The organism is Myroides sp. C6-3 (assembly GCF_050522425.1).
Classification (GTDB): Bacteria; Bacteroidota; Bacteroidia; order Flavobacteriales; family Flavobacteriaceae; genus Flavobacterium.
Map to the genome: position 1 here is coordinate 132,534 of NZ_JBMVQP010000004.1, position 11,981 is coordinate 144,514.

The following is an 11,981-nucleotide window of genomic DNA, read 5'->3' on the forward strand; positions in this document are numbered from 1 at the left end:
CTATTTCGATTCTAGTTTTTCTATTTTCTTACTTAATATATCTCTTTCTTTCAATAGACGCTCTAATTCAGTTTGTTCATTTGGTCTAAAAGAATCGTTGAACATCTCTATTAACCTTAGCTTTATTAATGGTTCACCTATTGTGTTTATAAACAATAATATTTCGTCCTTTAATGAATTAATATAGTTTGCAATATTTGTAACTTTGGATTCTTTAATTGGTAAAAAAAATTCTATATCTTGTTTTGATAGCCATATTTTTTTTAACTCTCTATTTTCTTCAATTAACTTTTTAAATTCTAAATCTTCCATTTTCTTCCCTGAATATGGTAATTCAAAATTGTCAACATATTTTTTTTGTTTATCATTATCTTGTAAATCTGCAATTAAATCAATAAAGTTTTCATATAATATTTTCCAGCTCAACAGTAAAATAAAATCATTTATCTTCTTCTCAGCAAAATCACCCATAAAACCTTTTTCTAAAAAAAACTCGTCAGCCAACAAATCATGAATATTGGCTCCAAAAGAGTTTATATCATTTCCTGCTACTACTTTTCCTTCCTCGAGTTTTAAAACATTTTGTGAAGGGATGTCGGACAATATAAAAGGTGAATGAGTAATAAAAATAATATTGATATTAGTTATTTTTTTAAAGCTTTCACTCTTTATAATATCTATTAAATCAGAAATAAAAACTCGCTGTTGCTCTGGATGAGCGTAAAGTTCAATTTCATCCAGTATTATTAATATATTCTCATATGAATAATACTGGTTATAAAAAGTTACTAAATTTTCTAATCGATCATTTCCCTTAATAGAATCAATATTTCTCAAATGATAAGAAATGGAACTTAAAAGAGCTATTTTCTGAAATTGCCCAGAACTAATTTTATCTAAATTTATAGTGTCTTTCTCATTTTCTGACATGAAATCATATCTGAATATACTTGGAGGTAATAAGAAAATAAGTTCTTTTTTAATTTGAGATTGCATTTCCAGAATAGCTTCTTTTAGATTATCAATATCAATAAAATGAGAAGAATTTGAGTTATTATAGGATTTATTGTAATGTTTTACAAGTTTATTATTCGGATTAATAGATATGTATTCTAATAAAGATAGACACTGATTCAGCTTTATTGTTATGTGATTATCATCTTCAAGATTGATTTCTTTTATAAATTCAATAAATTGGTCATAAGAAAATTTTAAAGAAATTATATCGAATTCTAGAATATCATCCATTGTAATTTCGACTTCATATTCGTTATATTTATCATATTTTAGTATTTTTAATGCTTTTATAAGATAATATGAAATTAAATCATTAATTAAATTATCTTCATTTGAAAGAGAAAACTTTCTAAATCTATTTTGTCGTTTAAAATAAGAATAAAGCCAGCATATTTTGATAAGTTCAAAAATATTTTCTTTGTTAAAGTATCTAACAGCTATTTTAATTAAGCTGATTTTTTCTTTTATGCTACCATCCTTATCAGGGAGTCCGCTAAAGTACTTGTCTATTACCTCTGATAAAGTATTTTCTTTATAGAAGGATTGATTGTCAATTGAAATAAAATTAAAATAGTCAAATAATTCCTCGTTTGCTTTAAAAAAAGAAAAAACTAAATTAAGTAGCCTAAGTTTATTTTCTTGAGAAATAAAAGATTGTAAATTGTCATTATCATAAACAGTTTCTTTTTTAATTGATCCTCCTTCATATCCATTGCTATAGTAGCTTTCCTCCTCAATATCTTCCAGTTTATAAACTCTTAAAAAGATATTATCAAACCATCCACTTAAAAAATTTTTGTTTCTAAATAACTGAACCTTAGCAATGTAAAAGCCGCCTATAATTTCTCGATATCTATCATTCACAAACACTAAAGATGATAATCTTTGTTTAAGCAGCATTTTTTCATTTCTAACTATAATATTCCCTTCTTTTCTATGAGGATGAATCGCTAAAGGGGTTTGATATCCATCATTCTTATGAACTATACTCGACAACCATGAAAGTTTTTCTTCATGATGTGGCTCTATATAACTTTCTTTTTTATAATCTATTTCATCTAAACTATAAATAGAATAATTCATGTAAATTGTAAAAAAAAGGCTACTTAATGGTTGTAAAAGAACTGCATGAGCATCAACGTTAAATAAGTTATGTTCTTCATTACTCACAATTTTATCAGAAGTAAACAAAACATCCTCCTCTTTAATACCAGTCCTCATATCAATAAAAATATTTGAATAAGAAATAGAATCTAAAAGCTGAGTTGAATCAACCGTTATTTTATAAATCACACTATCTTTTTCGAAGTACAATTCCCCTTTAACTCCTATACAAAAAATTAACTGATCAGAGATATTAGCTATTTTAGATTGCTTAAAAAAATTATTGAGCATTCTAAATAAAAATTCTACTACGGAACTCTTACCACTACCATTTTTTCCAACTATTGCTTGAATATTGATTGATTCGAGTTGAGTTTCAGAATTAAAGTCCCTTTGATAATAAAATTCAGAGCTTAACTCTCTATAATCTTCTTTCTTCTTGATGAAATCTAAATCGCCATCTTGTTCGTAGGCATCATCAAAAAAATAAAACTCATCTTTTTTTAAATTATTTGCGATGTCATCAGAACATCCTTTTAGAGGACGCATAGCAAGAATTTTAAAACTCATTATTTATTATATTAATTTTAACAAACATACAAAATCTAATAAAACTATAGTTATTATTGTTTCTTTTGCTTAAAGCTTCGTTTTCTCAGAGTAATTCGAATAAAAGCTTAGAATTTATTTTATTAACTTTTTATTTCACTATATTTGACATATATAGTCAAGTTGATTATTTACAAATTATTTTGAACAAATGACACATACTAATACACTAGGCGAATTTATTCGACAAGCTAGAGAGTCTAAAGGGCTACTTTTAAGGCACGTGTGTGCAGAATTAGACATAGATACTGCTATTCTTAGCAAAATTGAAAGAAGTGAGCGAAAAGCAACCAAAGAACAAATTATAAAACTTGCAGAAGTTCTGGATTTGAACAAAGAAAATTTACTGGTTCAATATCTAAGCGAAAGAATACTTCTTGAAATAAAAGATGAAGAATTGGGAGAAAAGGCATTGAAAGTAGCGGAACAGCAAATCAAATATATCAACAAACAGAACAACAAAAAGTAATGGAACTTAAATTAGAGTTATTAGAGTATCAGGAAACCGCTATTAAATCTGTAGTAGAGGTTTTTGAAGGTTCTGTAAAAAATACTTTTGACAACGCCTCTGTTGATGGCATTCGTTCAAATATTTGTTCGCTTACGCCTGAACAAATTACAGAAAACATAAAAACTGTTTTAAAGGAAAACGCAATCAGTGATGAAGTTGCTAAACTTACTGAGGAGCAAGAATTAACCATTGAAATGGAAACAGGAACGGGTAAAACCCTTGTTTACATCAAAATGATTTACGAATTATATAAGCACTACAATTTTACTAAATTCATCATACTTGTACCTTCGGTTGCTATTAGGCAAGGTGTACTGAGTACGCTTTCGACATTTGAAAAGCAACTGGAAGATATTTATGGCTTTACACCAAAATCATTTGAGTACAATAGTAAAAAGCTGAATAAAGTAACGCATTTTATTGAGGAACAGCATCCCCAAATAATGGTGATGACTTTAGCTTCTTTTAATTCGGAAGACAAAATCCTAAATCAAGCAAAAAGAGAAGACCTTTTTGCAAATATTCCTTTTATTGATGCTATTGGTAGAACAAACCCAATTATCATAATGGATGAACCTCAGGAAGGAATGGATACAGATAATTCCATTAAACAAATTGCCAAACTTAATCCGCTTTTTAAAATCAGATTTTCGGCAACTCATAAAGTTTCAAAAAACAAGATTTATCGCTTAACACCTTATGATAGTTACCAGCAAGGGTTGGTAAAGAAAATCGAAGTGCTGACAGTAACTGAGAAGAATGACGAAGCAACTTTAAAATTAGAACTTTCTGAAACTAAAAATGGTAAAACCCCGATTCAAGCAAAAATTAAGGCTTGGCATCAGTTGGCAAGTGGAAAAATCGAGTTTAAAGATTCTAAATGGCTAAAAGATGGCGATAATTTAGGTGAAGCTACTAACAATCCGAGTTATCTCAATTACAAAATTGAAGGCATCAAAAAGAGTTTAAGAACTGGAAAATGGTCGGTTGCATTTACAAATGGAACAGAAATTTTTGAAAAACAAACCTCTGGAAATATTCAAAGTATTTGGAATTTACAATTAGAATGGCTCATCATTAGGCACTTTACTAAAAAACAAAAATTACAAGAAAAAGGCATCAAATGCCTTTCACTTATTTTTATTGATAAAGTGGCTAACTATATTAGTGAAGACCCCGTAATAAAGAACCTTTTTGTAGAGAAATACAAAGAGCTTTATCCTGAATTTCACGACAATCATCAAGCTACGGCAGAACATATTGATGCCATCCAAGGGTTTTATTTTGCTCAAACAGGAAAAGGAGAATACACGGATAATGAAAATTCAATGCGTAAAAATTCCGATGTTTTTGATGCCATTCTTAAAGACAAAAAAGAATTGTTGAGTTTTGGGGATTCGGTAGCCAATAAAATTGAGTTCATTTTTTCGCATTCTGCCCTTGGTGTAGGTTGGGACAACCCAAATATTTTCAACATAGCAACACTTAGCAATTCGTATTCAGAAATTAAAAAACGACAGGAAATTGGACGCGGATTGCGTATTTGTGTCAATACAAAAGGTCAACGTGTTTACGATACTTTGACGGTTTCAGATGATGAAAGAATCAATCAACTGACTGTAATTCCAAATGAGAGTTACGAAACCTTTGTAACCCAATACCAAGAAGAAATAAAAGAAGTGTACGGCACTAAACAAGCTGGTGCAGGAATGACGCACACGCATAAAGGCGAAAAGCAAAACCAGGTGCATTTTAAGCGCAGTAAAAACGAAACAGTTAATGACACATTTAAAAGGTTTTGGAGTGCTATAGCCAAAAAAACAAACTACACCGTAAGTTTTGACGAAGAAGCTTTAATCAACAGAAGTATTGAAGCCTTAAATAATATCGAGATTGCAGATTATGTGGCAGAAGTAAGCAGTCGTTCCATTGGTTCTATTTCAGAAGATGGTATCAAAGACCAATTTGGAGGTACTGAAAGTTATAAACTTAAAGCCCATTATACCGCTTTGGATTTGGTAGAAGAAATTAGTGAAAATACTGGCATTAGCTACATTACAGCTTTTAAAATTGTAAATGAAATCAATTACGATTCTTTTGCTAAAAATCCACCACAATTTATTCAGCAGGCGACTGCCAAAATCAATAATATTGAATTGGAAGAAATGGTAAGAGGATTAAACTATCATTTGACGGACGAAACTTTTCCTTTCGAGTTTGAAGATTTTGTAAAACAAGTGGAATATAATCAATACCGAGATACACCAAAAAGAGGTTTTTATGATAAAATGCTTGTGGATAGTGAAATAGAAAGAAGTTTTGCTTTAGCAACAGACGAAGATGATGAAGTGATTTGTTTTATGAAACTGCCTGTATATTATCAAATTCCTACACCAATTGGTAATTACAACCCTGATTTTGGTATCGTAATGAAACGTAAACAATTGCGTGATGGAAAAGAAAGCGAATTTTATTTTGTAATTGAAACCAAAGGCACAAACGATATCAACGATAAAAAAGCACTCAAAGAAAGTGAAGTTTACAAGATAAATTGCGCTATGAAACACTTTGCTACGCTGGGCGTGGAAGTACAATACAAAGCACCTGTAAAAGATTATCAATACTTTAAGGAGGATGCAAGAAACACTATTAATACATTAATTGAAAAAGCATAATGAGTAAGGAATTAGGAAACACAGAAAACCCAATAGAAAATGTACAATCACACGATTGGAATAAAGAACGTTTGGAACAACTAAAAACCCTGATGCCTGATTTGTTTACCAATGACGGACAACTCAATATCAATGAACTTAAAAAAGTAGTTGACCCCAATTCAGTAACTGAAACCGAACGTTACGAATTTCGTTGGTTTGGAAAAAGTAATGCTAAGCGGGAAGCCTTTACGCCTACAGATGCCACTTTAGTGTATGACGAACACCGAAGTGTAAACCCAACCGAAAGCGAAAACCTTATTATTGAAGGCGAAAACTTAGCGGTACTCAAATTACTTAGCAACAGCTACCGCGGACAAGTAAAGTGCATATACATTGACCCACCATATAATACAGGGAAAGACTTTGTATATTCTGACAAGTTCAACCAAGACAAAAGGGAGTATTGGGAAGATGCTGAAATAACGGAAAACGGAGTTAAAATAGACACGAATACCGAAACAGACGGACGTTTTCATAGTAATTGGCTCAATATGATGTACAGCCGTTTGTTGATTGCTAGGCAATTATTGAAAGAAGATGGTGTGATTTTTATTTCTATTGATGATAACGAAGTACACCATTTACGTAAATTATGTGATGAGGTTTTTGGGGAGGAAAATTTTGTGGCTAATTTTTTATGGAAGAAAAAAGGAACAACTTCAAATGTTGAAGGAGCTCAAGTCAGTTCTCTAACAGATAGTACACTATGTTATGCTAAAAGTGAAAATGCTCAAATTAAACCACGTATAAAACTAAAAGAATCTAGGAAGTATCCCAACTCTGATGCAGAGGGAAATTATAGAACAACTGTTATTGAAAAAAAAGATAGCGGAGCATATAAGCGTGATTCGATGAAATATGAAATTAATGGACACAAACCTAGATTAGGTAAAAGATGGCAAATTGGTTATGAAACAGCCAAAAAATTAGAAGAAAAAAACAGATTTATTTGGGATGGTGAAAAGATTCTATTAAAAATATATGATTTTGAAGATAAAGACACATTATCTGCTAGACCTAATCTTTTATTTGAACACGGATCTACTGATAGTGCTGCAAATGAAATAAAAATCATTTTCGATGGAATTGAAGAGTTATTTGACAATCCAAAACCTAAAGAACTAATCAGTGAAATTATAAAATTTTCCACCAATGAAGATGATATCATCCTCGACTTCTTCGCAGGTTCAGGGACTACAGGACAAGCGGTAGCAGAACTTAGCCAAGAAGATGGAGGTAATAGAAAATATATTTTAGTTCAACTTCCCGAAGCTACAGACAAAACAAGTGAAGCTTACAAAGCGGGCTACAAAAAAATCAGCGACATTACCATAGAACGGAATAAGCGAGTGGTAGAGAGAATAATTAAAGAAAAGAAAGAAGCTCAACCAGATTTATTCAGCAAAAAAGAAAACGAAAAAAATCAATTAAAAGGGCTTGGCTTTAAAGTATTCAAACTACAAAAATCTAATTTCCCAAGAGTGGAATATGCTCCCGATCCAGAGAAAACCCACGAAGAAAATATTGAAGCACTCAAGAAATACATCAGAGACAAAGAAGCACAACTAATTTCGGCCTTCAACAAAGAAGAATTAATCACGGAGATTTTACTCAAAAACGGTTTCAAACTCAATTACACGTTAACCAAACAAGAGCAATTTACCAAAAACGAAATCCTTTTTGCCACAGATGGCGACAAAGAAACCTTGGTTTGCTTAGATGGCAATTTAGCAGAAGAAACCGTAGAATATTTTAAGAAAAACGCCGAGCAAAAACTCATTGTACTAGAACGTGCTTTGGATACTACTAAAAAATGGAATTTAAAGCATTATATGAAAGATAATTTTAAAGCGTTTTAGAAATGGCAGAGGAAGTAAAAGAAAACTGGAAACACCTTTTAATCAATGGAAAATCTAAAACATTAGAAGTTAAGGATTCTAAATTTGACAAGGGTAAACTTGTAAGTATTTCAGAAATAAGGAATTATCCAAAATTAGATGCTGATAATAAAGAGATAAAACACACGGCAGAACTTGCCAATAATGAAAAACGAAAAGTTTACACTACGTTTTTCCAAAAGCCATTTAAAAATTTAGTACTTCTTACTGGAGCGGGTTCTTCTATGGATGTTGGAGGTTTATCTATGTGGCAATTATGGGAAGAAACAAAGAAATTGTATTTCATTGAAAGAACAGAAGAAGAGGAAGAAGTTGATGGCTTTAAGATAATCCGAGATAAAGTCAATTATATAGCTGATGATACAAATCTAGAAGCTCTACTTTCGCAAATTGAAGGATTTTGTAAATTTTCGGGAGATTGTGATATAGAATGGGGAGGAAACAAAAAGAAGCTTTCTGAAATCAAAGAAGAAATTTTTAATTTGATTAAAGAGAAGTGTACTATTCCTCCACCAATAAATGATTCATTTCCCCACAAAGTATTACTTGAAAAAGTGTTACAGCGTAAGCAAACAAACCCAAGAGTTAAAGTATTTACTTTAAACTACGACTTGCTTTTTGAAGATGCGGCAACTGCTGTAAATGCAATTGTTATAGATGGATTTTCATTTACTTTTCCTCGTACTTTCAGCGGTAGATATTTTGATTATGATATTGTACAAAGAGAAGGCAGTAAGCTAAAAGAAGAAGATAATTTTGTACAGCGTGTCTTTCATTTACACAAATTACACGGTTCCATCAACTGGGAAAGAATTGAAGAAACTGGCTGTATAGTCATTAATGAGAAACCTAAAAAGGCTTTGATGGTTTATCCCAGAGAAGCTAAATATGAAGATTCTTATGAGCAACCTTTTTTTGAAATGATGGCACGTTTTCAAAGAAACCTTAGGTTAAATGATGACACCTTATTGGTTTGTATAGGTTACAGTTTTAATGATAAACACATTAATGCAGCAATTGAAGAAGCCTTAAATCAAAATCCAGGCTTTAGATTGGCAGTAATTGACCCAGGTTTCGACAATGAAAGCGCATCTCAATCATTAAAAACTATAAAGAAAACTGCAATGGAAACAGAAAGAATTTTAATGATTTCAGAAACATTTACAGATTTTGCTAATTATTTCCCTGAGATAAAGACTTATGAAAACATACAGCAAGTAACTATAAATCTAAAAAATGACTAATCAAAAGATAAATCCTTTCAAACACGAATACTTTCTTGGCTATATCAATCAGGTATTACCACAATTTGTAAAGGTACACTTCCCCTCTTCGGTATTATTGAATGGGTTTACGCATTTTGGTAAAGAGTTTAACGGTGGTTTGGTGGGGAGCTTTGTGGTTATTGAAGGCGATAAGTATGGTTTTTTAGGTAGAATTACAGAGTTGGCATTGCCTGAATCGGAACGACTTTCTTTAAATGAAAAAGCATTTCAAACCAGTGATTTTCATCCCACTGGAAAAATTGAAATTCTTTTATCTTTTGATTTATATAACCCTTTTGATGTCAAAAAAGGATTAACAGCCTATCCAAACATTGGAGCAAAAGCATTTGTAAGTTCAGGAGAATTGGTACAAGAATATATGTCAAGATTTGGCGTAAGAAGTGGCGAAGTTGCAAATACAACTGAAATAGGAAATTTAGTATCAAGTCCTGATACGAAAGTTAAAATAAATTTACAATCTATTTTTGGTCGTCATTGTGCTATTGTTGGAACTACTGGAGGTGGGAAAAGTTATACGGTAAGTAAATTGGTAGAATCATTGATAGCAACAGGTAATAAAGCTATATTGATTGATGCGACTGGAGAGTATAGAGGAAATTATGATAAGGTAAAATCTGTCGATATTGGTAAAGGAGATAATGTATTTCATTATTCTCAACTTACGATAGATGATATGTTTTTCTTATTGAAACCATCACCTAGAACGCAAACACCTAAACTAATGGAAGCTATAAGGTCTCTCAAAATGGTAAATATTGCAAGAGATGCAGGCCAAATTGAACATAATGGGGAAGTTATTCCAATTGAAGATGGTTTATTAAAGAAAAATGGAAAACCCAAGAAGCCGTATGATGTTTTTTATTATCGAAATATACAAACTATTGAAAATGGAATGGCAGATTTTGATTTTATGAAATTATCTCATCAATTAAGTGCTGAATGTGTCTATGACAATGGGACTACGTGGGGAGGAGTAGCTCCAAATGATGTTTCATATTGTGTAAGTTTGATATCAAGAGTTACCAACCTTGCCAACACACCTGAATTGAACCAAATATTTGGGTTCCAACAAGAGAAAACAGAAAATGACTTAACCGATATTCTTAACCAATTTATTTCTATCGAAAACACCGATAACAAATTATTGCGCTTAAATTTAGAAAACGTAAAATATGATTTTCAAGTTAGAGAAACGTTAGTAAATGCAATTGGCAAATTTCTTTTAGCAAAAGCAAGAAGTGGCTCATTCAAAGATTCACCCGTTGTGGTTCTTATTGATGAAGCCCACCAATTTCTAAATAAGTCTATTAAGGATGAATATTTTGATAGTAAGCCTTTAGACGCTTTCGACTCCATAGCCAAAGAATGTAGAAAGCACGGTTTGTTTCTTTGTATAGCAACTCAAATGCCAAGAGATATTCCGCAAGGTACGCTCAGTCAAATGGGAACATTTATAGCGCATCGTTTAATTAATCATTTTGACAAAGAAGCGGTAAGTAATGCTTGTAGTACTGCGAATAAAAATACTTTGGATTTTTTACCAATTTTAGGAGAAGGAGAAGCTATTTTGACGGGTGTAGATTTTCCAATGCCAATAATAATGAAATTTGATGAGCCTAATATAAAGCCAGATTCGAGTACACCTAAGTTAAATTGAGAAGTATATTACAAAATTCATGAGATTCATCATCAAAATTTTAATGTTTATTTAAAAATACCAGTTCAGTATTAATGGATATATTATTGGATAGCATTATGCGTTTTAAATATTTACGACACAATCCAACAAAGTTATTCTGTAAAATTTTGAGCCCTCACAGCTCTAAAAATTTTACGGAAATAACTTTGATTAATATTTTAAAGTTTTATTACTTTTGATTCCAATCTTGGAAAGTCGTAGAAATCTTAGGATTCTCAATAAAAAACTGATTTACATTTTCTAATTGATTTCTCAATTTAGTTTGTTCATTAACTAGTATCTCGTACTCCGATTTCTCAATAGTATTCTTAACTACTATATACATAGAAAACCCTGTTGTTAAAAGTAAAAAGATGTTCAATCCTATCAAGTACAACAACCTTTTAGAACTAACAGCCTTATGAACTTTTAAAAGCTCTTCATTATTTTTTGTTATCTCCAGATGAAACTCTTCAAAGTCATTTAACAGTCGTTTTCGCTGTTCTTTTTCTATCTGTCGGAGTTCAGCTACATTTACTGTTACTTTGATGTTACTCAATTCTTTGATTGTATCTAAATGTGTTTTTTCGCTTTGCTTTATCGTTTGTTGTAATTGCATGACTTGGTGAAGTAATAATTCAGTCATATCAGTGAGTTTAGGTTGATTCTTTGCCATCGTTTATCTTTTTAGTGTTCTTCGTTTGCGTTTTTTCTGTTCATCGTCCTCATCATTACTGCCAAACTGTAAAGTAGATAACAAACTAAATAAAACAGACGCATCTGTTTTCCAATTCTGCATTTGTGGTTCACTTGGTTCCTGTTTAATAAATAGTTTTTCTACTTCATTTTTAGATTCTATACTTACAGTGTTTTTAAATAAATCATTGAGCTTCATATTTCGGTCAACTTCACTTGCTTTTAAGTTTGTACCTGTTTCCAAATGAATAAAACGATATCCTTGAATATTCCCCTGTTTGTTAATAGTTGGTTTAACCTCAATATCTTTTTCCAGCATTAAGCGAATGTATTGTTTTAAATCTTTAGGTTTCTGTCTTAAAACTTCTCTATGAGCTGTTTTGATAGCGTTTTTAGCTATTAAGTTTGTGTTGTTAGCTCTTTGTTTCTTATTCTCGTTTTCTTGTCTTATAGACGTCCAACCGT

At 31.2% G+C, this 11,981-nt stretch carries 7 protein-coding genes and 1 pseudogene; 5 read left to right on the forward strand and 3 right to left on the reverse strand.

Going from position 1 to position 11,981, the window contains the following annotated elements; translation table 11 throughout:
• Window positions 1–2,691 carry a hypothetical protein gene (locus ACPDG9_RS03305; RefSeq protein WP_430526386.1) on the reverse strand — a complete coding sequence of 897 codons (2,691 nt, stop codon included), beginning with the start codon at window positions 2,689–2,691 and terminating at the stop codon, window positions 1–3.
• Between the two features lie 190 nt (window positions 2,692–2,881).
• Here ACPDG9_RS03305 and ACPDG9_RS03310 point away from each other — a divergent pair, with 190 nt between their 5' ends.
• From ACPDG9_RS03310 to ACPDG9_RS03330, 5 genes are read left to right on the forward strand one after another with little or no spacing between them, the layout of a single operon-like run.
• Window positions 2,882–3,199: a helix-turn-helix domain-containing protein gene (locus ACPDG9_RS03310; RefSeq protein ID WP_430526387.1), complete on the forward strand. Its 318-nt coding sequence runs from the start codon at window positions 2,882–2,884 to the stop codon at window positions 3,197–3,199.
• A complete protein-coding gene (locus ACPDG9_RS03315) occupies window positions 3,199–5,916 on the forward strand; it encodes a DEAD/DEAH box helicase family protein (protein ID WP_430526388.1) in 2,718 nt (905 codons plus the stop codon). The genes ACPDG9_RS03310 and ACPDG9_RS03315 overlap by 1 nt, the downstream gene beginning before the upstream one ends.
• The gene (locus tag ACPDG9_RS03320; RefSeq protein ID WP_430526389.1) at window positions 5,916–7,817 is read left to right on the forward strand and encodes a site-specific DNA-methyltransferase; all 1,902 of its coding nucleotides are present in this window, start codon (window positions 5,916–5,918) and stop codon (window positions 7,815–7,817) included. The genes ACPDG9_RS03315 and ACPDG9_RS03320 overlap by 1 nt, the downstream gene beginning before the upstream one ends.
• A gap of 2 nt (window positions 7,818–7,819) precedes the next feature.
• Window positions 7,820–9,100 (forward strand): SIR2 family protein, encoded by a 1,281-nt coding sequence (locus ACPDG9_RS03325; protein WP_430526390.1) that lies wholly within the window; start codon window positions 7,820–7,822, stop codon window positions 9,098–9,100.
• Window positions 9,093–10,799 carry an ATP-binding protein gene (locus ACPDG9_RS03330; RefSeq protein WP_430526391.1) on the forward strand — a complete coding sequence of 569 codons (1,707 nt, stop codon included), beginning with the start codon at window positions 9,093–9,095 and terminating at the stop codon, window positions 10,797–10,799. The genes ACPDG9_RS03325 and ACPDG9_RS03330 overlap by 8 nt, the downstream gene beginning before the upstream one ends.
• Before the next feature lie 211 nt (window positions 10,800–11,010).
• Here the strand turns inward: ACPDG9_RS03330 and ACPDG9_RS03335 are convergent, their stop codons facing one another.
• Together ACPDG9_RS03335 and ACPDG9_RS03340 are read right to left on the reverse strand one after the other, a co-directional pair.
• Window positions 11,011–11,496 carry a hypothetical protein gene (locus ACPDG9_RS03335; RefSeq protein WP_430526392.1) on the reverse strand — a complete coding sequence of 162 codons (486 nt, stop codon included), beginning with the start codon at window positions 11,494–11,496 and terminating at the stop codon, window positions 11,011–11,013.
• A 3-nt stretch (window positions 11,497–11,499) separates the two neighbouring features.
• Window positions 11,500–11,981, reverse strand: a pseudogene (locus ACPDG9_RS03340) (relaxase/mobilization nuclease domain-containing protein); the annotation flags it as partial.